A 23,874-nucleotide genomic window follows, 5' to 3' on the forward strand; every position below is an offset into this window, starting at 1 on the left:
ATGGATATTAACGATATAAAAGATGTGTTTCAGCCCTATGACCGCTTGGTCGAGATCGAGATCTGCGGAGAGAAAAGGGAAGTACCCGAGAATAATACGCTGCTGCGGTGCTTTCAATATCTCGCGGTTGATAGCATCTCGTACGGCGATTTCTGCTGGAACGGCGAATGTCTGAACTGCCAGGTTTGGATCGACAACGGCGGAAAGGAAAAGGCGTTGATCGCGTGCCGCACGAATGTCGCAGAAGGGATGAATATTCTGCGAATGGCGGAATACATAGATCTCACTAACGAATAGACATTAGTCAACGATCAGACGATAGCCGACGCGATGGACGGTCACAATGTGCGCAGGAATCGCAGGATTCGGTTCGATCTTTTGCCTCAAGCGGGTTATGTGAGCATCGATCGTCCGGGTGTAGAGCGAAGCGTGTTCGCCCCAAATGTGATGCAGGAGCTGCTCGCGGGTGACGGTTTCCCCCTTGTGCTCGAAAAGGAGCTGGAGGATCTCAAAAGCCCTCGGGCTGAGGTCAAGCGGCTCGCCGTTGCGGGTTGCCTTTAGCCGGCGAAAATCAAGCCGGACGTCGCCGACGGACGCAAGGTCCTGTTCAGGTATCTGCTGGTGGCTTCGCCGCAGAACTGCTTCGATACGGGCGAGCAGTTCGCCAACATCGAACGGTTTTGGAATATAATCATCTGCACCCAGCTTAAGCCCGAAGGCTGCATCCGAGGCAGCACCGCGAGCGGTCAGCATGATGATCGGTGTCTCGACCCCATCGGATCGCAAACGCTGGCATATCTCGAGGCCGCTCATCTTCGGCAGCATCAGATCGAGCAGTATCAGGTCAAACGCTTCGGTTTGACCTGAGGCCAATTCAAATCCCGTTTTTCCCTCAGGCGCAACGATGACGGAATGGCCGTCGGATTCGAGGCTGTCCTGCAGGGCGATCGCTACGCTAGGCTCGTCCTCGATGACCAAGATATGCGCCATTTGCTACCTCAATTTCCTCTAATGTTTCTTCTTCGATCAGCGGTAAATGCAGTTTGAAGACCGCGCCTTCGCCCAGTTTGCTCTCGAGCGTGATCTCGCCGCCATGGCCGCGGGCAAATTCGCGGACGATCGCGAGCCCAAGGCCGGTACCGCCTTTCGCCTGGATCTCGTCATTCATAGAGCGATGAAACGGCAGGAAAATGCTCAGCTGGTCCTCATCTGCGATGCCGATCCCGAAATCTCTCACTTCAATGACCGCGTTGTGGCTCTCGGTTCGCAAGTCTACAACGATCCGGCGATCGTTATTGCTGCCGGAATATTTCGCCGCATTCGACAAGAGATTTATCAGAGCCTGGCGGATCGCTCCTTTATCAAACGCTGTTGTGACCGGCGATATCGGGGAAGTTACCTTGATGTCGAATTCGGCAGCCTCGGGCGAATGGCGAAAGATGTCGACAGTTTCGATTACCATGTCACGCAGGTCGGCTCGCTCCAATCTATATTTGCGTGCTCCGCGTTCGATCCGCGACAGTTCGAGAATGTTATTGATCAGCGCGGTCAGCCTGTCGCTTTCCATCTTGATAATGCCGCCATATTCGCGGATGCGTTCAGGCTTGGTGGCCCTGCCGGAATCGAGAAGATCGCCGAACGCTCTGATCGCCGTAAGCGGTGTTTTCAGCTCGTGCGAGATGTTTGCAAGAAAATCTGACTTGAGCTGAGCAACCTTCATCTCACGCCGCGTGGCCCGCCAGGTCAGGACCAGGCCGAGAACAGCCGTTGCGGCGGCGAGCAATGCCAAAAACAGGGTCGATTGGGTATAAGTGTATGTCGAGGTCCTGGAGATCAACTCCGGGGACGAAATACCGAACTGTAACCCGCGAAAGAGCTTATCCGAATCGTCAAAACGCCGCGTGATCACGGGGGCTGCGTCACCCGTAGAGGCGAGGACGCGTTGGCCGGGGCCGTCGTCGAGACTGATCTGGTAATCGAGTTTGCCGATCGATCCGTCGATCTCCTTGTCTCGTTCCTGGTGCTTAGCTACTAAATTTTTCAGATAATCGGTAGCCGGGAAATGGTCGGGTCTTGCACTGAAAACCAGCAGCCCGACATTTTCCAGGGGAGCATCTCTAGCCAAAACATCAAGCTCGGAAACTGTGTGAAAGAAATACTGGTGCGGTTTATAGTCAATTATCTCAGGGTCAAAGGCTGTGTAGAGAGCTGTTTGTTCCTGCTGCGGAACAGCCTGCCACGCCCGACGAAGCGACGCCGAAAGCTCTGCGTCCTCAACCAGACGCCCGATCGGGACGCCCTTGAAAGTCGGATCGTCAGCATTTGGCCTTACGAACTTAAGAGCCCGCCACGTATCGTTTTCCCGCCCGCTATCAAAAAAGACCACGAAGCAATCTTCGACCTCGGGGTAACGTTTGACGAGTTTTGTGAAGGATCTTTCAATGCTTGGAATATTCCGTTCCCTGATCCGCTGCTGCCTGATGCTGTGAAGGATGTGATTAGCGTGATCGAGGACGCCGCGTTTTGCATCGTCGGCGATCTCAAGCAGATGAAGCTCAAGATTTGCCCGCATCGTTTTTTGAGCATATTCCTGATTCCGCTTGACTGAACGGTATTGAATAAAGAGAAGAGCAACGATCGCGATAACGATCGCAGCCGAGGCGATCAGGAGATATCGATACCGTAGCATTTGTCTCCAGCGATCCATAGTATTCGAGCTTCAACGAGGTTATTGACCCTCATATATTACTTCACGACGGCTCGCGAAAAACAGTTTCGGAAGAATTGTTACAACTTGTTACATCTTTTTACAGCACGTGTGGTGAATACCAATGCCTTCCGTAATACAATACCCTGGATTCAACCGTACCTTTTATCACTTTTTTCAGTTTCGGTGCCCGGGCGACCGGATAGATGGAATTTTCCTCTCTCTATCGAAAGGGCAAGAGACCTATGGAGATCATTACAAACGAACCGGTCAAAGTACGCCAGCCCTTCTATAAGGTTCTGTACTTTCAGGTCATCGCAGCCATTATCCTAGGCGTACTTGTCGGGTTTTTCTTTCCCCAGCTTGGCGAAAAGCTCAAACCCTTGGGCGATGGCTTTATCAAATTGATAAAGATGGTGATCGCTCCGATAATCTTCCTCACGGTCGTGAGCGGGATCGGCGGCATCGGCGACATGAAAAAGTTCGGGCGAGTCGGGCTTAAGGCACTGATCTATTTTGAGGTCGTAACCACTTTCGCACTTTTCATAGGCCTCATTGTTGTCAAAATAGTTCGGCCGGGCGTAGGGATCAATGCCGACCCGGCCACGCTCGATGCAAAGGGCATCGAGCAGTTCACAAAAGTAGCTCAAGACCAGAGCACTGTCGATTTTTTCCTCCACATAATTCCGGACACGATCTTTGATGCCTTTGCAAAAGGCGAGATCCTGCAGGTGCTTTTCTTTGCGATCTTGTTCGGCATTGCTCTGACGATGCTAGGGGACAAAGGAAAGCCGATCTTGAAGGGGATCGATCTGATCTCAAAGGTCTTTTTCGGCATCATTACGGTCATCATGCGTTTTGCACCGATCGGCGCCTTTGGAGCAATGGCTTTTACGATCGGAAAGTTCGGCATCGGAACGCTGCAATCGCTGGCGACGGTGATGCTTTGCGTTTATGTCACATGTGCGTTGTTTATCTTTGTCGTGCTTGGCTTGATAGCCCGGTTTGCCGGTTTTTCGCTGATCAAGTTCATTCGCTATATCAAGGAGGAGATCCTGATCGTGGTTGGAACCTCCAGCTCTGAATCGGCTCTTCCGCGAATGATGGAAAAGCTCGAGCATCTCGGCTGCACAAAGTCGGTTGTCGGTTTGGTCATTCCGTCGGGCTATTCGTTCAACCTCGACGGAACAGCGATCTACCTAACTATCGCCGCGATCTTCGTCGCCCAGGCGACAAATACGCCGTTGACATTTGGCCAGGAATTAAGCATTTTATTGGTACTGCTGCTTACTTCAAAAGGAGCTGCCGGCGTGACCGGCAGCGGATTTATCACTTTGGCTGCAACGCTTTCCACTGTCGGCACGATCCCGGTTACAGGCATTGCTTTGCTTTTAGGCGTAGACCGTTTTATGTCCGAGGCGAGAGCTCTGACAAACCTGATCGGCAATGGCGTCGCGACCGTGGTGGTCGCTAAATGGGAAGGCGAATTCGACGCGGTCCGTGCCGGAATGGTCCTGAATGGAACCTTGCCGCTTGCTGAAAATCCGATCGAGGAAGATGAGAACCTGATCCGAAGGATCGAAGTTGTTGAGTCTTAAGTTTTTTGAACGGAAAGGGAAACAAAAATATGAAGAACAGGATATTTCTTACCGCATTTTGTATGATACTGATCGCGCTTGCCGGCACGATGGTTTTGGGGCAGACGCTGCGTGGACGCATCGAGGGAACTATCAAGGATCCTCAGGGACAAGTCGTACCCAACACCGCGATCTCGGTCAAGAATACGTTAACCGGCGAATCTCTCACCGCTTCATCAAATAATGACGGAGCCTTCTCCGTTTCGGAGGTGAAGCCTGGAACCTACACGATCACCGCCGAACTCAAAGGCTTCAAGAAATCGCTTGTCGAAGGTGTCGTCGTCCAGGTCGGAACGGTTTCGAGCGTGATCATCCAACTCGAGATCGGTGCCATCAGCGAAGAGATCACCGTTTCTGCCGATGACGCCCAGGTGACCATCAACACTGCAAACGCAGAGGTAGGCGAGGTGGTTGACCGGCAAAAGATACTGGAATTGCCGCTTGATGGCAGGAATCCATTTGAGCTGACGGCATTGCAGGCAGGTGTTCAGACAAAAACAGGAGGCGACGGCGAAACGACGAGTTTCTCGATCAACGGCAACCGTACGGTCGCGAACAATCTGACGGTCGACGGCGTTAATGCGTCGGACAATTTTCTGAAAACGCCGGCAAATATTACCCTCGGCGTCATTCCGGTCAGCGTTGAGAGCATCGGTGAGTTTCGCGTGACCACATCGCTGCCATCGGCTGAATTCGGCCGCGGATCGGCACAGATCAATGCCGTAACGGCTTCGGGAACGAATCAATTTCGCGGTTCGGTGTTTAACTACCATCGAAACACGGCGTTCAACGCGAACAACTTCTTTAACAATTCGACGATCCTCGAAGATGGCCAGAACGTTCCCCGCGAACCGCTTATCCGCAATCAATTCGGCGGCAGACTCGGCGGGCCGATCATCAAAGACAAGATGTTCTTCTTTGTCTCCTACGAAGGCAAACGCGAATCGCGAGGCCTTTCGCGTAACCGCTTGGTATACACTTCGCAGGCACTGACGGGCGTCTTTCGCTACGTCAAAGGCCTTCCGACCACACCGGCAAACGCCGCCGCTGCGACCGTAACTGTTGCCGCCGGCACTGCAACGACCCAAAGCGGAACCTGTGCGGCAACTGCGGGAACGATCATCGCGAATGGAGCGATCTGCGTTCAAAATGTTCTAACCATTCCCGGAACGGCGAGATTAAATCAGCCGATCGACCCGACGGTGCGAGCCTTCATGTCCGTGATGCCGTTGCCGAACAATTTCCAGATCGGCGACGGATTGAATACAGGCGGTTTTCGTTTCAACTCAAAGATCCTTTCGCCATCCGACCAGGTTTCAATGAGGATCGATCACCGGTTTAACGACCGGCATTCGTTCGAGGCGACATATAACTACGGCGATATCAACTTCAACGGTGACTACATCAACGAAGGCGAGCCGGCATACCCGGATTCGACATACAGAACACGCAACACGATCGGCCGCGGCCTGTCGGCGACGTTCCGTTCGGTGATCAGTCCGACGGTGATAAATGAAGCTCGTTTCGGAGCCCAGATCTCGACGCTAACCTTTGGCAATACGGCGGATTTCTCTCGCGGGTATCGGATCGACCTGGCGAATGTTTTCGATCCGGAAGACGATTTCATTGGTTCGAACCGAAATCTCCGCGTGCTTCAGTGGACCGATAACCTGACGCTGCTTCGTGGGAATCATACTTTCAAGACGGGCGTCGAGATCCGGAACCCGTGGGTGAAGCGTTATACATTTGACGGGACGATCCCGATCGTAGATTTCAGTACGGATAATTCGCCCGGATTCACGCAGACATCGCAATTTCGCGGCAGCACTTCGACCGATTACCTGAACGCCCGCATTCTGGCGAATACGCTGACCGGAGCACTTGGGTCGGTTATTCAGACATTCAATGCCGTCAGCCAATCGTCGGGAGCGGTTCGCGGTGAGCCTGAGCGCCGCGGCTACACTGCCTGGGAAACGAATTTGTACTTCCAGGATTCGTGGCGTTTCAGCAAGAATCTGAATCTGAATTTGGGTATTCGATATGAACTCAACACCGCAGTTCGCGAATTGAATAACCTTGGCCTGCTGCCCGTCGGCGGTTCGGGGGCTCTTTATGGAATCTCAGGGCCCGGAAATCTCTTCCAGCCGGGAACATTGACCGGAAGCAATCCGGTACTCGATTTCGCTCCGAACGGAAAGTTATTCAACACTGATAAGAATAATTTTGCTCCCGTTGCAGGCTTTGCATGGGATCCATTCAGCAAGGGCAAGACATCGGTTCGCGGCGGATACCGGATCAGCTATTTCCAGGGGAGTTTTAACACCATCGACGGAACGCTCGACGATAACGAGGGGCTGATCCTGACGACTACGCGGGCGATCAACACCGGCTATCTGCGTGACGGCATCGGTGTGACGCCAACCCCGACGGTGACGATCCCGGCTCCGCAGAGCATTCAGACGAATTCGACCGTCGATATAAGGGCCTTCGACGAGAACTTGAAAACTCCATTCCTTCACGATTTCAATTTCGGGATTCAGCACGAAATATTCAAAGGGACGTCACTCGAGGTTCGCTATGTCGGCAACCGCGGCCGCAAACTCTATCGCGGCTATGACGTGAACGAGGTCAACATCTTTGCCCGCGACACGCGAACGGGACAGACGATCCTCGACGCGTTTAGAGTCGCTCAGAACAACCTTACGGTTTGCCGGGCCAATCCAACGGTATGTACGGCTGACAACTTCCGCTACAACTCGGCTCTCACGGGAAGCGTTCAAAATCCGCTGTTTGAAGTACTGTTTTTCGGGCGAGCGACAGAGTTTGCGAACGCAAACTACATCACGCGGCTGGACCAGAACCGTGTGGGCGATTTTGCTGATTATGTTTCACGTGTTCGACTGATAAGCGGCGTGCGCGGAGCTCCATTTTATGATGCGGTCGCCAGAGGCGAATTGCCGATCAACTTTATCAGAGCAAATCCGTCGGTTCGCGGTGCCCAGCTCTTTACTAATGGCTCAACGTCGGCATACGATTCGCTTCAGGTCGAACTCACGAGGCGTTTGTCCGGCGGATTGAGATTTCAGGCAAGCTATACGTGGGCAAAAGGCCTGTCGGATTTTATTGGATCTACGGGCGACACTAACTCATTCCTGACCCTTAGAGATACCGGCAGAGAATACTCTCAGTTCAACGCGACGCATCAGTTTCTGGCGAACACACTGTACCAACTGCCATTCGGACGAGGGAGAAAGTTCCTTCGTCGCGAACGCGGGATCGTTGGCGGATTGATCAGTGGCTGGCAGCTTGGCGGAATCGTTAAGTACACGACCGGTGATCCGCTGAGCCTTCTCTCAGGAAGGGGAACCTTTAACCGCGATGACCGTTCTGCATCGAACACCATTGACGTAGTTGGCGGGTTAGATCGTAAGGCTCTTTCAGAGCTTCTCGGTGTGAGAAACACCGGAACAGGAGTTTTTTACATTAATCCTGACCTTGCTCCGGGAAGCACAAGCAATCCAGCGAGCGTCATCTTTCTTAATCCGCAAGCCGGCAAGATCGGTTCGCTTGGATTGTCGTCGATATTCGGGCCGTCATTCTTCAATTTTGACCTGAATGTCCTCAAACGAACGAGGATCAACGAACGGATGAACCTTGAGTTTCGTGGTGAGATCTTCAACGTTTTTAACACGGTGAATTATGACAACCCGGTCACGGACATCAACAGCACGAACTTCGGACGGATCACCGGCATCGTTGGCCGTCCGCGGCTGATGCAGTTCGCTCTTCGTTTGAACTTTTAACCGCAGCTTTATCGCCGCCGAATGGCCCGAAGTATTCGGCGGCGTTTCTCAATTAATCATGTCTCGATCAAACTCGATAACGTTCTTCGTTTGTTTAGTTACCGGAGCGTTGTTTGCCGCTTCCGCTCAAATTGCCTTAGGCATCCCGAAACGTGAGGGCAGCCTGCTGGAGATCGTCGAGCGAGCCTCGGCTAATCAGATCAAGCGTGATTCTGACGCATTCCGGGTTCCGACTGCGGGACAGCTGAAAGCGTGGCGTTTCATTGTCGAGAGCATTTATTCGGCTCGTCCTGCCGATGCAGAGCAGATGCTGAAGCAGTTGTCGTTTCCGTACGAATTATCACTTTTCACCGACAGATCCTCGGGGCGTGAGTTTTACTTGTTTGAGGAGAAGGTGCCGCTTCAATCCGGTTGGGGGCTTTTCGCTTTTGATCCGCGATCGGCGAATCCGCTGGCGATCGAGATCCCACATCCGGTTTTCGACAGCAAGACCGAGTTCGAAGGGGTCGATGCGTTTCTTCAAACCAACGCCGGAGCCTACATTCTTGCCGGAGCTCATCGCCGGGCGAACAAACAGGATACGCCTTGCACCCAGCCGAAATCTTCAGATCCGGACGCAAACTATCCCGTTTCTGATGTCGCCCATGCAGTTGCTACGCCGTTTCACGCAGTTCATGAAGCTCTGATCAAGGCCCGTCCGGCGACGGTTGCGGTTCAGCTGCACGGTATGACCGAGAGGGAAACGTGTCCCAATGCTTTCGTGAGTACGGGAAGTGCGACCGTGACAACCAATTCTAAGCGTTTGCTTTCTTGTCTCACTAAAAGCGGTGTTGAAGCTCAGATATACGACGGGAACACAACTTGTCCGCTCAATGCTCTGAGCAACGTACAGGGCAGATTTTCAAATGGCGAGACGAGCGATCCGTGCGGAACTGGCGTGAAGTCGTCGCCCGAACCAGGGTCTTTCATCCACATCGAACAGGAACCTGCGATCCGCAAAGACCGGAGATCGTGGCAGCAGGTCGTCGATGGGTTAAAATGTGCGTTTCCAGCGAACGCCGCCGTTACGGCTCCGGACCGGCTATCGTTCGTGTTCAAAAGTCCGGATAATCCGGAGATAAAGGTATTTTACTCGGTTCCACCAAAGGTCTCAGATAAGACAAAGGTTCTGATGGTCATGGCAGGACGGCAGCGTAATGCCGATGAATATCTTGATTCGTGGGTCGATTGGGCCGCGAAGAACGACTATCTGGTGCTGTCGCCGCAATTTGACGAGAAAAATTGGCCCGAGCCGCTCGGATATAATTTTGGCAATATCGCGACCGGGAAAGAGCAAGACAACACGCCCAATCCCAGGACAAAATGGGCCTTTACCGTGATCGAGCAATTGTTCGAGATGGCGAAAACGAAATTTGGCGTAACCGCCAAGCAGTACGACCTGTTCGGACATTCCGCCGGCGGTCAGTTCGTTCACCGGTTCATGCTCTACTTACCGCAGAACCATGTGAGGCTCGCGATCGCAGGGAATCCCGGATTTTACACGCTTCCCGATTCAGGGGTAAGGTTTCCGTACGGAACCAAGAATTCGCCGGTTGTTATAAGTGATAAAAATATCCTTGAATGGACGAATACCGACCTCGTCCTAATGCGCGGAACGGCGGATGTCGAACGGACAGAGAGTCTGCGTCAAACGCCGGAGGCAGACTCTCAAGGCAAGAACCGTTTCGAGCGAGCAGGTTTTATGTTTGCTAAAGTGAAGGCACTCAATCCGAAAACCAAGTGGCAGCTCTTCGAAGTTCCGGGAATCGCTCACGACCAACTAGGGATGGCACGGGCGGCTCAAAAGGTGCTTGAGAAACGGAATCAATGACCTAGTATTTCGGTACAGTTGGATCGATCTCATTCGACCACGCCGTGATACCACCGACGAGATTCGAGAGCTTGCCGGTAAATCCTGATTGCTCGAGAAACTCGATCGCCCGGGCGCTTCGCCCGCCCATTTTGCAGTGCACGACCGTCTCGCGAGTTTCGTCGATCTCACCTTTTCTCGATGGTATCTCGCCGAGAGGGATCAGTTTTGCTCCTTTGATACTTGCAAATGCATACTCATCCGGCTGACGAACATCGATCAATTGGATATCATCTCCCACATCAAGCCGCGCTTTTAGTTCTGTAACGGTAATCTGGTTCATATTATTTTATCGCTATTAGGATATTTACTACGTTCCCATTTTATCACCGCCGGGGGCACTCTTCACAACCCAAAAGCACCCATCCGAATAGCGTAATGTATGGTCGCATTCATTTATTATTGACAAAAATTTACATACAAAAACGTCGGACGCACGAAGAGAGTATTGTAAACTCAAAGCTTAGACACTATCTATGTGGAAAGAAAGCTTAACATCCTTGGTCTGCGCGGGCGTACTGCTGTCGGCCTCATGTGGGTCAACCTCGTCGAATGATCGCCGCGGCAACAACTCGAATGCGGAGAACCCGCAGGCTGCGGTGATATCGGTAACGACCGCGAAGACCGAGTCGCGAGATATTGCTGCAGTCATCCAGGCAACCGGCAGCGTTACGGCTGACGAAACCTCGGACGTTGCACCGAAGACGGCCGGAAAGATCGCAAATCTTTCGGTTAACGCCGGACAGTTCGTTTCCGGCGGTGCGGTGATCGCCCGGGTCGATGACCGGGATGCAAAGCTGCAGCTCGCGAGTGCTCAGGCAGCGTTAAAGCGTTCTAAGGTTTCTGTCGCCCAGGCGGAGGCTCGTTTAGGGCTTGGGCCGAACGGGAAGTTCACTGCGTCGAATATCCCTGAGGTGCGTGCCGCGAATGCGAATTACGAGCAGACCCTGGCCGAGCTAAAACAGGCGGAGGCCAATGAAAAACGGTACCGCGAACTAACAGAATCAGGCGATGTCGCCATGATGACGTACGAAACCTATCGCACGCAGCGGGATACGGCCAGAACACGAGCTAACGCCGCTCGCCAGCAGCTTGAAGTCACGATCAACACCGCAAAGCAGAGCAATCAGGCGATTGCGGCCGCCAATGCCGACGTCGAATCGGCTATGACACAGGTTGCTGACGCTCAGCAGGCGATCGTCGATACGGTGATACGAGCTCCGTTCTCGGGGTTTGTCAGCAATCGCCCGGTCGCGGTTGGGGAATACGTTTCATCAGCCTCGGTCGTCGCGACCATTCTGCGGACGAACCCGATCAAAATTCAGATACAAGTCGCAGAAGCTGACCTTCCGTACGTTGTTTTAGGACGCGGCGTTTCTGTTTTGATCGATGCCTACAAGGATCGCAAGTTTGCCGGAACGGTAACATCAGTAAATCCGGCGGTCGATCCTGTTTCCCGTTCGGCGATCGTCGAAGCTTCCATCGAGAACGGCGATAACGCACTGCGGCCCGGCATGTTTGCGACCGTCAGGATCAACAAAGAAGGCGGCGGCAAAGGTATCTTCGTTCCCAAAGCCGCGGTTTATAATGACCAGGCAACGCAGTCCTATCGTGTTTTTGTAATTGTTGAAGGCGTCGCTAAGCTGCGGGTTGTCCAACTTGGACCTGAAGAAGGCAGCAGCCTGCAAATAATGAACGGCCTGAACGCCGACGAAGTCGTCGCGACGAGCAATCTCGACCAACTTTACGAAGGAGCCAAAGTGGCTGCCTAGCGGCCTGGATCTTGAACCTTGGACTTAGAAGTATATGCAGTGGTTAGCTGAAATTTGTGTTCACCGTCCGGTTTTTGCGACTGTCATTGTCTTGTTTATGACGGTCGTAGGCGGATTCAGCTTTTTTACGCTCGGCGTTGATCGTTTTCCAAAGATCGATCTGCCGACGATCTCGGTGCGAACGGGAAATCCCGGTGCGGCACCGGAAGAGATCGAGACTGAGATCACCGACGTTATCGAAGGTGCCCTAAACACAGTTCCGGGCGTCGAGGAGATGCGGTCATCTTCGTCCCGCGGCAGTTCGAACGTAACACTGACCTTCAATCTTGAAAAAGATCCGGACGTCGCTTTTCAGGAGATCCAGCAGAAACTAAGCACGGTGAGCAATAGGCTTCCCGAGAGTGCCGACCCGCCGGTGGCTCAGAAATCAGATCCTGACTCACAGCCGATCCTGATGTACACGGTCAGCGCTCCGCGCGACGTCGTTGAACTGACCGAACAGGTCGAACTTCTCATTCAAAAAAGGATCGAGAGTGCCGACGGCGTAGCCGAGGTATTTATGTGGGGCTCGCGAACGCCTCAGATCCTTGTCAGCGTGAATCCTGACCGGCTCCGGGCATTCAATCTCGCGGTAACCGAGGTCTCGGCAGCGATCCGCTCGCAAAATCAGGAAATGCCCGGCGGCAATATTGTCGAAGGCCAGCGAACGTTAGGCGTTCGCACGATGAGTAAGCTCACCGAGGTTGAGCAATTCAACGAGATCGTTATTGCAACCCGAAACGGCTTTCCGATAAAGATCAAGGACATCGGCAACGTCGAGAAATCCGGTGGTGAGGCGATGATGGCGGCTTCGCTTGACGGCGTCACGTCAGTATCGGTCGGGATCCGCAAACAAGCCGGGTCGAATACCATCGCTGTCATCAATAACGTAAAGTCGCGAATGGCGACGATCATTCCAAATCTGCCGTCGGATATGAAGATCGCAACGATCCGCGACCAGTCTGAATTTATTCAGAATTCGCTGACCGCGATCGAAGAGCATCTTGTGCTCGGCGGCCTTTTTGCGGCGATCATTGTTTTTATCTTCCTGTGGAACTTCCGCTCGACCATCATCGCGGCCCTGGCGATCCCGGTCTCGATCATTGCGGCTTTTGCCGCCATCGCGGCGTTCGGCTTTTCGCTGAACCAGATGACGATGCTAGCTCTAACGCTGATGGTGGGCATCGTGATCGACGACGCGATCGTCGTGCTTGAAAATATTTACCGCTTTGTCGAAGAAAAGGGAATGGACCCGTTCCAGGCCGCTGTCGAAGGAACACGCGAGATCGGCCTGCCTGTTCTTGCGACGACGCTTTCGCTGCTGGCGGTCTTTATTCCGGTTGGTTTTATGACCGGGATCGTTGGCCGCTTTATGTCTTCCTTCGGGCTGACGTCGGCCGCCGCAATTGCGGTTTCGCTGGTAGTTTCTTTCACTCTTACCCCAATGCTCGCAGCCCGTTGGATCAAGAGAAAGGAAGGGGCAAAGGGAACTGACAGCGCCGCTGTGACCCGTGATGAAATAACGGGCGACGTAATAGATACGCCAGCGGAAGCGGCCCATGCGCACGACTCAAAGGCAGGCTGGCTTTACAGCAAGATCGACGGCTCTTACACATGGCTGCTGCGTTTGTCGATGCGACACCGCTGGGCTGTGGTCCTGATCTGCATCCTGACCGTTGCTTCGACGGTTCCTCTCTACAAATTCGTCGGTATGGCGTTTTTGCCGGATGAGGATGAATCGCTTTTCCAAGTGAACGTCAAAGGCCCGCAGGGAACTTCGCTTTCCGCCACGCAGTCGATACTCGACCGCGTGGCGCGCGATATTCGAGCGGAAGTTCCGGGTGTGAAGAATACCCTGGTTTTGGCGGGATTTGGGCGTGGTTCGGGGTCGAACAATGGATTCATTAATGTCGCGTTGCTGCCGGTCTCGGAGCGTAAGAAATCTCAAGCCGAACTTATCAATCAGACTCGAGCTATTGCTAAGAAGTATTCGTCGAAAGAGTATCAGGTCACGGTCTCGGCATCCTCTTCGATCGGAAACAGTATCGGCTTAGGCCGCGGCGGCTCGGGCGTTGGTTTTTATATCGCGGGGCCGGACATGGCCAAGTTGACCGAATATGCGAACGCGATGGTCGAGCGAATGAAGCAAGATCCCATCTATCGCGACCCTGATACATCGATCGAGGTTGGAAATCCTGAAATACGCGTCACGATCGACCGAACTCGGGCGGCGGATCTTGGCGTTCGGGCGGGCGACGTGGCGCAGGCTCTGAATATTCTCTCGGCCGGACAGATCGTTTCGACATTTAGCGAGAACTCAAAACAATATGACGTGGTCGTACGTGCCGAGGAACAATATCGCCGCGATCGCAGTAATTTCCGATACTTTACGGTCGGTTCGTCGAACGGCGGAACCGTCGATCTCGCACGCGTCGTAAAGATCGACGAAGGCACTTCGCCATCATCGATCAACCGGTTGAATCGGCAGCGCCAAGTCACTGTCTCGGCGGGCCTGCCGCCAAACGCGTCGGAATCGGACGCGGTCGCGAGGATGCAACAATTTGCCGCGGACCTGAAAATGCCTGCCGAATATTTGACGGGCGTGACCGGGCAATCGAAGGAACTGCAGAAAGCGTACGAGGCTTTCCTTTACGCGTTTTTGCTGTCGTTTGTGTTCATGTATCTGATCCTCGCGGCGCAGTTCGAATCCTTCATTCATCCGGTAACGATCTTGCTCACACTGCCGCTATCGGTTCCATTCGCACTGCTCTCGACGGCAATAGCGGGGCAGACACTCAATATTTTTTCGGCCCTCGGAATTTTGCTCCTGTTCGGGATCGTTAAAAAGAACGCGATCCTGCAGATCGATCACACGAACACGCTGCGAGAGAAAGGAATGGGCCGTTACGATGCTATCATTCAAGCGAATCGCGACCGGTTAAGGCCAATTCTGATGACGACGATGGCCCTCGTCGCCGGCATGATCCCGCTCACGCTCGGCAGCGGCGCCGGTGCGGCGACGAACCGTTCGATCGGTATTCTTGTCGTGGGCGGCCAATCGATGTGCCTGCTCCTGACGCTTCTTGCAGTGCCTGTATTCTATTCGCTGTTTGACGATGCCAAGACGACGACACTCTGGCTTACATTGTCGGGGATCGGCGGGCGAATGCTGTCAGTGTTTCGCCGACAAAAACCAAGCTCGGGTGATATTCGTATCGAGGGAGACGAGGCGACACAGTAATTTTGATGTTTTTTGAATTCCACAGATCAACCTGGAGTCCGGTGTTTCAGTCGTTTTATATTCTAGTTCTCTTCGGCGTGATGGGGATGTTTGCGTTTGCCCAGACACCCTCACCGACGCCGGTTCTAGACCTGGCTGTTGTTCCGTCGACCGACCCGATGCCCGTTCAGCCACCGTTCACTGCCCCAGTTAAGCCGATGCCGAGCATCGAAAGAGTCGGCGTCGAGACTAGTACGCAGCTTTCACTGACCGTCGAACAGGCGGTCGAGATGGCTCTCAAGAATAACAAGGACATCGAGGTCTCTCGGAATGATTATCGTATCTCCGAATTCGGGATCCGCGCCGCCCGCGGCCTTTACGATCCGCTTGTAACGTCCGAGGGGTATTATGAAAGTCTGGCGATCCCAACGGCGTCATTGATCGGCGGTGCCGTAAATGGAGCGGTTACGCAGACGCGTACCTTCGGCTCGGTCGGCGTCACTGGGTTTTCTCCCTATCAGGGCGGTTCGTACTCGGCGCTGTTTAATTCTTCCCGAACCACCACGAGCAATACCAACTCGCTGCTCAATCCGCAGTTCCCGTCCTCGTTCACGGCGACTTACGTGCAGCCGCTTCTTCGAAATCGTAAATTTGATAACAATCGCCGCCAGATCGAGATCGCGAAAAAGAATCAGGAACTGAGCGACGTGCAGCTCCAGCTAAAGGCGATCGATGTGATATCCAATGTCGAACAGGCATACTGGAACCTTGTTTTCGCCTTACGCGTTCTGCAGGTCGAACAGGAATCGCTGAAGCAGGCGAAGGATCAGCTTGAGAGTAACAAACGGCTGGTAGCAAGAGGCGTGCTTGCTCCGATCGAGTTGGTTGCAGCAAATTCGCAGATCGCTAACTTTGAACAATCGCTGTTTGTCGCTCAGGACGCCGTTACGCGGGCGGAAAATAATCTCAAGACGCAGGTACTCCCGGATCGGTCCGCTCCCGAATGGTCGCGTCCGCTAATGCCGGTCTCGCCGGTGGAATTGCCGACGCCGAGGATCTCACTGGAGGTTGCGGTTGCTGAGGCTCTAAAGAATCGGTTTGAGATAACCGAACTACAGAAAGGTGCTGAGATAAATGAGATCGATCAGCGTTACTATCGCAACCTAATGAAGCCGCAGATCGACCTCGTCGGCACTTACACCACTCAAGGGCTGGCAGGTATCGAGACAGCTGCGGCCATCAATCCCGCAACCGGCCTCAGCCGTGTTCCCGGAAACCTGGTTGGCAGCTACCCGAATTCTCTGCTTAATCTTCTGCAGCAGGATTATCCGACCTATCGTGTCGGCGTAACGATCTCGCTCCCGTGGGGCAACCGAATTGCGAAGGCGAATTTAGGATCAAAACTCGTCGAGGCGGAACGAATTCAAAACCTTCGACTTCAGACCGAACAGGCGATCGAGGCCGAAGTTCGGAACGCATTGCAGTCGATGCGCTCGATCGAATCGCGTCTTGCTTCGGCCGTCGATGCCCGAGTAGCGGCTGAGGATCTTTACGAGAGCGAACAGCGACTATTCCGGGCGGGAACGAGCACGTTTTACGTCGTCACCCAGCGACAGACCGATCTCGCGAGGGCTCGCAACCAGGAACTTCAGGCCCGAACCGCTCTAAATCGGGCAATATCTGACTTCCAAAAAGCCATCGGAGCAACCCTAACCTCAAACAACGTAACTGTTTCTAAATAAAAAAAGCCGACTGCTTATTGAGCAGCCGGCCATAAAAAAAGATCACCCTAATATATTGGGCCAGGCGGACATGCCGCGAAAGGTTAGAAAATACTCGCTGATTTACGTCCGATAGACGAATTCTTGGCTCGTGCATTAACATCTTCCTTCAAGTCTTCAATACCATCCGCGATAGCTGTTGAAGCGGCAGAGACGGTTTCTCCTGCAGCCTCTATGTCCGCGTTTAGCTTCGAGGCTGCGAAGTCGTAGACTGCCGCTGCTTTCTCCTTAACTGCCTTAATAGCTTCGGCTGATTGGCCCTTCAATTCAGTAGCTTTTTCGAGCGTCAGGTCATAGCCTCGTTTTGAAACGTCGGCGATCTCTGTCCTCATCTCTCGTCCTGATTTTGGCGCGAAAAGGAGTGCCAGAACCGCACCGATCCCGCCGCCTATGAGAAGGTATGTAATTCCATCGCGGGCACTAAACCGCGTGGAGATCTGCTCTGGAGTGTTGCTTTCGTATTTATTGGTATTTATCATCTCGTTCTCCTAAATATCTATTTCGGACAACGATGAGTATGCCAGTTTCCGCGATCGAGCACTGTATTCCAGCACACAATAAGACAGGTTATTTGTGCTTAGCAATGTACTTACATAGAACCTTTTTGTAGTGGGCAGTTTCGACGCCGTAACACTCACAGGCAAAGTCCTCGAGCCGTGTCCTATTGGGTACCCGGATACGGCCGCGAGCGTATTTGATGACCTTGTTTTCCTGAAGGCTTGCCGCTGCCACTGAAACCGTCTCGCGGCGAACACCTAATGCCTGAGCGATCTGCTCATGCGTCAGGTGCAGGACATCGCTCTGGTCATGATCGTGAACATATAACAGGAAGCGGCAGAGCTGCTGTTCGACCGAATGGAGCCGATTGCAAATAGCGGTTTGCGAGACCTGAGAGATGAGAGTTTGAGTGAAACTCATACAGATAGCCTGAAAATCCCCGCATTCGCTAAACTCGTCTTTCACAGCGTTCGCTTTCATCCTATATGCACCGCCTTCGCGGTAGGCGACGGCACGGGTTGCCATCGTCGCTCCCGTCATGAACGTTGAGACACCGACGAGGCCTTGTCGTCCCGTAATTCCCACCTCGACCGAAACGCCGGTGTCCGAATCATATAAAAGGCAAATGAGAGCGGTCGTGGGAAAGTAGATATAATTCTCCTTGCTTTCGGCTTCCCAGAGCACATCGCCGATCTGGAGCTCTACATATTCAAGCGACGGGCGGATCTTATTGAATTCGGATTCCGGAAGAGCCGCAAGCAGCTGATTTCGCAAGGCATCATCGATGTTTTTGGGCGGCATAATACTCCTTTATATCACGGTGGTTGACTTCGTCACAGCCTTGATCTGGCCGCAAGCGGATGCTCCATTAACGATTAGCGGCAGAGTATCGTAAGTGTATAACTAACGGGTATTGAGTCAAAATCCGCCGCGGTCGATCTCTCAAAATCCCGTTTCATTGAAACTTTTTAGACAGAAATTCGAATACTACTCTAAACGATCTATTACTTCTTAACTCAGGAGCTAACATGAGAAATATTTTGCGAGATTTTGTCGCAGCCGCGATCCTTTCGGCGATGGTTCTTTCGACGACCGCTTCAACTAATGCACAGTCGGCGAAGGCATCCGGAATAAGGGTTCCGGTCACGTACTACAAGTTATCCAACGGATTGAAGGTGGTACTGTCACCCGAACACTCAGCACCGCTCGTAACCGTGGCGGTCTATTACAATATTGGTTTCAGAATAGAGCCTCGTGATCGCACTGGTTTTGCACACTTGTTTGAGCACCTGATGTTTCAGGGCTCGAAGAACCTTGGCAAGATGGAATACATCAAACTCGTCGAGAGTAACGGCGGTGTTTTGAATGGCTCGACGCGGTTTGATTTCACTAATTACTTCGCCGTAGTTCCTGCTCACAAAACCGAAACGCTCCTCTGGGCCGAAGCAGATCGCATGCGCGGGCTTGATATCACCCAGGACAATCTCAAGAATCAGCAGGGCGTTGTCGGGAACGAGGTCAAGGTAAACGTCCTCAACCAGCCGTATGGAACGTTCCCATGGATCGACCTGCCAATGGCGGCTTTCACTAACTGGTACAATTCGCACAACTTCTATGGCGATCTCAAAGATATCGAAGCCGCGACTCTCGTCGACGCCAAAACATTCGCTCAAAAATTCTATCAGCCGAATAACGCAGTCCTCGTCGTTACCGGTGATTTTAATGAAGCGTCAGCGAAAGGCTGGGTCGATAAGTATTTTGGAAATATCCCGTCTCAGCCCGCAGAAGCGATCCCAGATCTGTCCGAACCTCGACAGGAGGCGGAAAAAACGGTCTCTCGCACGGACAAACTTGCGAAAAAACCGGCGGTTGGATTCGGCTACAAGATGCCGAAACGCGGCAGCGAAGAATACTACGCGATGGGCCTCATCGATCAGATCCTGCTCCAAGGCGAAGACAGCATGCTTTATCAGGAGCTGGTGAAGAACAAGAATTACACCAGCGGTCTTAGCGGCGGCATCAATGGCTACCTCGGCAACATGTTCAACTACAACGGCCCGATGCTTTTCTCGGTCGATCTTATCCACGACGAAAAAGTGTCTGCTCCGCAAATACTCGCATCCGCGGACGACGTTATTGCCAAGATCCAGGACAAGCCGGTCGATCAGGCTGTGATAGACAGGGCGATCGTGAAGCTTCGTTCAGGATTGTATGACACGATGACACAGTTTGGCGGTTTTGGCAGAGCGGATCTGCTTGCAAGTTTTGCCTTGTTCGACGATAAGCCGGACAACATCAATCAGATCGAAGCAAATTTCAGGAAGGTAACGCCCGCCTTGATCCAAAAAACGGCAAAGGAATACCTACGCAAAACCAATCGAACCGTCGTTATTCTCAATGTCGAGAAAACGCCGGCGAGTACGGGAGGTGTTCAGTAATGCAAACGTCAACAGCCAAAATGAAAAATTTGTCCTCTCCTTCTCTTCGCATGTGTGTTTCGGCGCTGATCTTAGCGTTTCTAGCCGTCGCCTCTTTTGCGCAAAAAGAAACGCCGCCCGTAGGTGGGCAGCCGAAGCCGTTCGTTTTTCCGGCACAGGAAACATACGCGCTCAAGAACGGGATGAAAGTTACTCTCGTTCAATACGGAGCTGTGCCGAAAGTTGCGATGCAAGCGATCGTTCGGGCCGGTTCGTTGAATGAGCGATCTGACCAGCGCTGGATATCCGACATGGTCGCTACGTTGCTGAAAGAGGGAACCGCCGCACGTTCAGCAGAGCAGATCGCCATCGAAACGGCCGACATGGGCGGCAGCATTTTCACTTCGGCGGCAACTGATAAGACAACGATCGGCGGCGAGGTGCTTTCGGAATTTGACACTCGATTTCTGTCACTGATGGCGGATGTCTTGATGAATCCAAAGTTTGCGGCAGAAGACCTGGAAAAGGTGCGAGAAAATAAGCTTAGGGAACTCACGATAAATCGGGCCGCTCCGGGATCGCTCGCGTGGGAGAAATTTCGTCAGGTGATCTTTGCCGGGCATGCCTACAGCACCATCTATCCGACCGAAGCCGGGTTGAAGGCTTACACGCTCCAGGATGTTAAGACCTTCTATTACAATCAATTCGGAGCGGCAAGGACGCATCTCTTTGTTGTTGGTCAGTTCGACACGGCGAAGGTAAAAGCCGGGATCGAGAAGGCGTTCGGCAATTGGAAAAAAGGCTCGGAACCGATCCGCGACGTGCCAAGGATCAACGCCAGGCGCAGTTTGGACGTGATCGATCGTCCGGGAGCCCCACAATCGACGATATATCTCGGGATGCCGGCAATGTCGCCATCGGACGCTGACTTTATAAAGTTTACGGTCATGGATTCGCTGCTCGGCAGTTCGTTCGGATCTCGCATTACATCTAACATTCGTGAGAATAAAGGCTACACCTATTCGCCGAACAGCTTCATCTGGAATCGCTACAAAACCGGTTATTGGATCGAGAATGCCGATGTAACGACCGAGGCGACCGGGGCGTCGATCAAAGAAATACTTTTCGAGATCGAGCGGCTCAAAAAAGAGCCGCCGAGCTCCGCTGAGCTTCAGGGCATAAAGAACTACCTCGTCGGCATCTACGTTCTTAACAACTCTTCCCGGGCCGGAGTTATCGGCCAGCTTGAAAATGGTTTTTACAATGAGCTGGGCGTTGACTATCTTGACACGTTCGTTTCTAAACTCACCGCCGTTACTGCTAACGACGTCTCGGAGATGGCCCGGAAATATCTGTCCACGGAGAAGATGACTATCGTCGTCGTCGGCGATAAGGCCAAGATCGCTAAGCAATTGGAGCCGTACGAGGCCAAGTAGCTTAAGATATTGCCGGGTTTTCGACAGCTAAGATCACCTAGATGGTGACCGTCCCGACGAGTCTTCGAAGCAGATATAGAAAAGACCGGCCGGCCGCTTGTTTAATGCGGCCGGCCGGTCTTTTTCCCGTGGGAATGGGAATCTTAACGAGTGGCTTGATTCGCTGGTGCGGTTGCGGTGATCGTGAACAGCGAACCTGCAGCCAGTTCGAGGTTGTCTCTTCCTTGCAGAACCACGGTTCCGGCACCCGCTCCGGCTCCGACACCGGCGCCGATCGCTGCTCCGCTGCCGCCGCCGGCAATCGCACCGATGATCGCACCAAGTATTGCCCCGACGCCGGCACGTGTAGCCGTTGTCGTCGTCTGGCTGCGGTCGCGAATGGCACCCTCGTTATTGACGTTGATGACATTACCGTTGGTCTCGCGGACCTGTTCGACGATGCCGGAAAAGGTATAGGTTCTGCCGTCACGCATACGGATCGTTTGGAAATTAAGCGACATCGTCGCACGACCCGAAACGACGCCCGACTTTTGTCCGTCAACCGTGCCTTCGATGATCACTCCGTTATATTGCGACGGTGAATTTACGGTCATTGAGAAGCGGTCGCCGTCTTTCACTGATCTTGTCGAGAGCGGTGTATCAAGCGTTGCAGTGATGCCGGTGTTATTAGGGATGATGAATCCACCCGTAGCACCGCCGTCGTTGTAATTCGGCTGGCCGCCGTTGTTGTTCCATTCGGCCGTCTGGCTGGTCTTGTCGTAAACGCTCGAAACGGTGATCGTCTGATCGGTGTTCTCGAGATAAACGCGACGCGTCACACGCAGCTGGTTATTATTAGTTGGTGTGAATGTCAGATAAAAGTCATTCGAACGGTCTCCATCATAGTTGATAGTGACCTCGCGGTTATTCGATATTACGGTAGTCGTTACCGTGCGGCCGTTCGGCGAAGTTTCGGTACGACCCACGCCGTCTGCGTTGAGCGTAACGCTCTGAGCATTGGACGATGACATCATTATCGACTGGCCGCGTTTTTCGAACGTCAGTGTCTCAGGCGAACGCAGGCGGCGTTCGAGATTGGTTCTCATACGGTCGCGAGTGTTCGTCTGGTACTGGGCACTGGTCATCGCACGATCGATCATTGTCGCGACATTGTCGCTCTGGGTGACGTTTAAGCGGTAGGTTCCGGTAAGACGCGAATCGAAATTGCCGCCGTTGCCCCACTGCCCGCCGCCGGGTGTGACTACCGTGTTGTTCCAATTCGAACTCACACGATAATATCCCGCAAGCGTGTTCAGATCGGTTCGGATCTGGTTCCACGATGTCTCAGCCGCGTTTGACAGCCGATTGTTCGCAACAAAGCTATTGATCGGGACAGCGCGGTTCAGAACGTCCTGAACATCGTCCGTCGTTGAGATCCTCGACGAGAAATTGTTCCTCAAACGGTTTGTAGCCAATTCAAAGTTAGCGACCATCGTGTTGATCGAATCTTCGCGATTCGTGTCGTCGATGTTGCTGTTATTTAAATTCCGGCTGATCTGCTGCTTGAATGTATTGGTACGGGTCTCGATCGTGTTAAAGAGATTTCTGATCTGCGAATCGCTGCCAATGTAGACGTTCTGCGATCCACCGACAGGTGCGTTCCAGTTTGCACTGACGCGATAGTAGCCCGCGAGTGTGTTCAGATCGTTTCGGATCTGGTTCCATGAGTTTTCCGCCGGGTTCGAAAGGCGGTTGTTTGCTATAAAGGCATTGATCGCAACCGCTCGGTTAAGAACTTCCTGCACGTCGTTCGTCGTCGAACGCCTTGACGAGAAGTTATTCTTCAGGCGGTTTGTCGCGGATTCAAAGTTCGAGACCATCGTGTTGATCGAATCTTCGCGATTTGTGCCGTCGATATTGCTGTTGTTTAGATTACGGCTTATCTGGCTTTTGAAATTCTTGGTACGGTTCGCGATCTGGGTGATAAGGTTTCTGACCTGCGTATCGGTGCCGATATAGACGTTCTGCCGCGTTATTACGGGTGCGTTCCAGTTTGTACTGACTCGATAATACCGGGCGAGCGTGTTCAGATCCGTACGGATCGCGGTCCAACTGCTCTGTACGGTCGTAGACAAGCGATTGCTACGCATGAAGCTGTTGATAAACGCTGCACGCTGAAGTACATCCTGAACATCATTCGCTGACGAGCGATTTGACGAAAGGTTGTTTCGCAGCCTGTCGGTCGTATTTTCAAAATTCGAAATGGTCGTATTTATCGAATCTTCTTGTCCGGTGCCGTCAATATTGCTATTGTCCAAGGCACGGTCGATCTGATCCTTAAACGTATTGGTACGGTTCTCGATCCGCGTCAGCAGTGTCTGGACCTGTCGATCCGAAACTCGGTAAGGCCGAACTTGCGCCTGGGCTGTATTTACGATCGCCAACGTAGCGATCAGCGAAAAAAATGTAATGTGTCTGATATATCTTTTCATATGAATCCTTATGGCATATAAAAGGAGAGCGTTAGGAACCTGGCCGGTGAATCTATGCCTTTCGATTCTTCGGGTCTTCTTTGTAAATGGGCTCCAAATTGAAAGTCGCCGCGAGATCGATCCTGCGCGGCGACGAAGAATAGTTGTGATTTAGGTGATCGCTAACCGGATAGAACGAGTTTGA

Annotated in this window: 15 protein-coding genes; 9 read left to right on the top strand and 6 right to left on the bottom strand. The window is 52.9% G+C overall.

What is annotated here, in order from left to right; translation table 11 throughout:
* Positions 1 to 297 (top strand): (2Fe-2S)-binding protein, encoded by a 297-nt coding sequence (locus IPG22_14540; GenBank protein ID MBK6589505.1) that lies wholly within the window; start codon positions 1 to 3, stop codon positions 295 to 297.
* A gap of 3 nt (positions 298 to 300) precedes the next feature.
* On the opposite strand, the gene IPG22_14545 is transcribed toward IPG22_14540, so the two are convergent.
* The gene (locus tag IPG22_14545; protein MBK6589506.1) at positions 301 to 990 is read right to left on the bottom strand and encodes a response regulator transcription factor; all 690 of its coding nucleotides are present in this window, start codon (positions 988 to 990) and stop codon (positions 301 to 303) included.
* Positions 956 to 2,707 (bottom strand): HAMP domain-containing histidine kinase, encoded by a 1,752-nt coding sequence (locus IPG22_14550; protein MBK6589507.1) that lies wholly within the window; start codon positions 2,705 to 2,707, stop codon positions 956 to 958. The genes IPG22_14545 and IPG22_14550 overlap by 35 nt, the downstream gene beginning before the upstream one ends.
* 245 nt (positions 2,708 to 2,952) lie before the next feature.
* On the opposite strand from IPG22_14550, the gene IPG22_14555 reads away from it, so the two are divergent.
* From IPG22_14555 to IPG22_14565, 3 genes are read left to right on the top strand one after another with little or no spacing between them, the layout of a single operon-like run.
* On the top strand, positions 2,953 to 4,305 hold the full coding sequence (locus IPG22_14555) for a dicarboxylate/amino acid:cation symporter (GenBank protein MBK6589508.1): 1,353 nt from the start codon (positions 2,953 to 2,955) through the stop codon (positions 4,303 to 4,305).
* Between the two features lie 29 nt (positions 4,306 to 4,334).
* A complete protein-coding gene (locus tag IPG22_14560; GenBank protein ID MBK6589509.1) occupies positions 4,335 to 8,147 on the top strand; it encodes a TonB-dependent receptor in 3,813 nt (1,270 codons plus the stop codon).
* 58 nt (positions 8,148 to 8,205) lie between these two features.
* A complete protein-coding gene (locus tag IPG22_14565; protein MBK6589510.1) occupies positions 8,206 to 10,017 on the top strand; it encodes a hypothetical protein in 1,812 nt (603 codons plus the stop codon).
* Between the two features lies 1 nt (position 10,018).
* Here the strand turns inward: IPG22_14565 and IPG22_14570 are convergent, their stop codons facing one another.
* A complete protein-coding gene (locus tag IPG22_14570; GenBank protein MBK6589511.1) occupies positions 10,019 to 10,339 on the bottom strand; it encodes a rhodanese in 321 nt (106 codons plus the stop codon).
* A gap of 193 nt (positions 10,340 to 10,532) precedes the next feature.
* Between IPG22_14570 and IPG22_14575 the strand changes: the two genes are divergently transcribed.
* Genes IPG22_14575 through IPG22_14585 form a run of 3 tightly spaced genes read left to right on the top strand, consistent with a single transcriptional unit; the run spans position 10,533 to position 16,829 of the window.
* On the top strand, positions 10,533 to 11,828 hold the full coding sequence (locus tag IPG22_14575; protein MBK6589512.1) for an efflux RND transporter periplasmic adaptor subunit: 1,296 nt from the start codon (positions 10,533 to 10,535) through the stop codon (positions 11,826 to 11,828).
* 34 nt (positions 11,829 to 11,862) lie between these two features.
* A complete protein-coding gene (locus IPG22_14580) occupies positions 11,863 to 15,108 on the top strand; it encodes an efflux RND transporter permease subunit (GenBank protein MBK6589513.1) in 3,246 nt (1,081 codons plus the stop codon).
* A gap of 5 nt (positions 15,109 to 15,113) precedes the next feature.
* Positions 15,114 to 16,829: a TolC family protein gene (locus tag IPG22_14585; GenBank protein MBK6589514.1), complete on the top strand. Its 1,716-nt coding sequence runs from the start codon at positions 15,114 to 15,116 to the stop codon at positions 16,827 to 16,829.
* A gap of 83 nt (positions 16,830 to 16,912) precedes the next feature.
* Here the strand turns inward: IPG22_14585 and IPG22_14590 are convergent, their stop codons facing one another.
* Both IPG22_14590 and IPG22_14595 read right to left on the bottom strand, forming a co-directional pair.
* Complete coding sequence (locus tag IPG22_14590; GenBank protein MBK6589515.1) at positions 16,913 to 17,347, bottom strand: YtxH domain-containing protein; 435 nt, start codon at positions 17,345 to 17,347, stop codon at positions 16,913 to 16,915.
* An 88-nt stretch (positions 17,348 to 17,435) separates the two neighbouring features.
* Positions 17,436 to 18,167: a Crp/Fnr family transcriptional regulator gene (locus tag IPG22_14595; protein MBK6589516.1), complete on the bottom strand. Its 732-nt coding sequence runs from the start codon at positions 18,165 to 18,167 to the stop codon at positions 17,436 to 17,438.
* 227 nt (positions 18,168 to 18,394) lie between these two features.
* On the opposite strand from IPG22_14595, the gene IPG22_14600 reads away from it, so the two are divergent.
* Both IPG22_14600 and IPG22_14605 read left to right on the top strand, forming a co-directional pair.
* A complete protein-coding gene (locus tag IPG22_14600) occupies positions 18,395 to 19,804 on the top strand; it encodes an insulinase family protein (GenBank protein MBK6589517.1) in 1,410 nt (469 codons plus the stop codon).
* Between the two features lie 20 nt (positions 19,805 to 19,824).
* The gene (locus IPG22_14605) at positions 19,825 to 21,219 is read left to right on the top strand and encodes an insulinase family protein (GenBank protein ID MBK6589518.1); all 1,395 of its coding nucleotides are present in this window, start codon (positions 19,825 to 19,827) and stop codon (positions 21,217 to 21,219) included.
* 143 nt (positions 21,220 to 21,362) lie between these two features.
* Here IPG22_14605 and IPG22_14610 read toward each other — a convergent pair whose 3' ends face one another.
* Positions 21,363 to 23,690 (bottom strand): hypothetical protein, encoded by a 2,328-nt coding sequence (locus IPG22_14610; protein ID MBK6589519.1) that lies wholly within the window; start codon positions 23,688 to 23,690, stop codon positions 21,363 to 21,365.
* Positions 23,691 to 23,874 lie beyond the last annotated feature (184 nt).

The organism is Acidobacteriota bacterium (genome assembly GCA_016703965.1).
GTDB lineage: Bacteria > Acidobacteriota > Blastocatellia > Pyrinomonadales > Pyrinomonadaceae > OLB17.

Bases quoted from the DNA above. Each gene is read 5' to 3' on its own strand.
- IPG22_14540 (MBK6589505.1), top strand. From the start codon at position 1: ATGGATATTAACGATATAAAAGATGTGTTTCAGCCCTATGACCGCTTG.
- IPG22_14545 (MBK6589506.1), bottom strand. From the start codon at position 990: ATGGCGCATATCTTGGTCATCGAGGACGAGCCTAGCGTAGCGATCGCC.
- IPG22_14550 (MBK6589507.1), bottom strand. From the start codon at position 2,707: ATGGATCGCTGGAGACAAATGCTACGGTATCGATATCTCCTGATCGCC.
- IPG22_14555 (MBK6589508.1), top strand. From the start codon at position 2,953: ATGGAGATCATTACAAACGAACCGGTCAAAGTACGCCAGCCCTTCTAT.
- IPG22_14560 (MBK6589509.1), top strand. From the start codon at position 4,335: ATGAAGAACAGGATATTTCTTACCGCATTTTGTATGATACTGATCGCG.
- IPG22_14565 (MBK6589510.1), top strand. From the start codon at position 8,206: ATGTCTCGATCAAACTCGATAACGTTCTTCGTTTGTTTAGTTACCGGA.
- IPG22_14570 (MBK6589511.1), bottom strand. From the start codon at position 10,339: ATGAACCAGATTACCGTTACAGAACTAAAAGCGCGGCTTGATGTGGGA.
- IPG22_14575 (MBK6589512.1), top strand. From the start codon at position 10,533: ATGTGGAAAGAAAGCTTAACATCCTTGGTCTGCGCGGGCGTACTGCTG.
- IPG22_14580 (MBK6589513.1), top strand. From the start codon at position 11,863: ATGCAGTGGTTAGCTGAAATTTGTGTTCACCGTCCGGTTTTTGCGACT.
- IPG22_14585 (MBK6589514.1), top strand. From the start codon at position 15,114: ATGTTTTTTGAATTCCACAGATCAACCTGGAGTCCGGTGTTTCAGTCG.
- IPG22_14590 (MBK6589515.1), bottom strand. From the start codon at position 17,347: ATGATAAATACCAATAAATACGAAAGCAACACTCCAGAGCAGATCTCC.
- IPG22_14595 (MBK6589516.1), bottom strand. From the start codon at position 18,167: ATGCCGCCCAAAAACATCGATGATGCCTTGCGAAATCAGCTGCTTGCG.
- IPG22_14600 (MBK6589517.1), top strand. From the start codon at position 18,395: ATGAGAAATATTTTGCGAGATTTTGTCGCAGCCGCGATCCTTTCGGCG.
- IPG22_14605 (MBK6589518.1), top strand. From the start codon at position 19,825: ATGAAAAATTTGTCCTCTCCTTCTCTTCGCATGTGTGTTTCGGCGCTG.
- IPG22_14610 (MBK6589519.1), bottom strand. From the start codon at position 23,690: ATGAAAAGATATATCAGACACATTACATTTTTTTCGCTGATCGCTACG.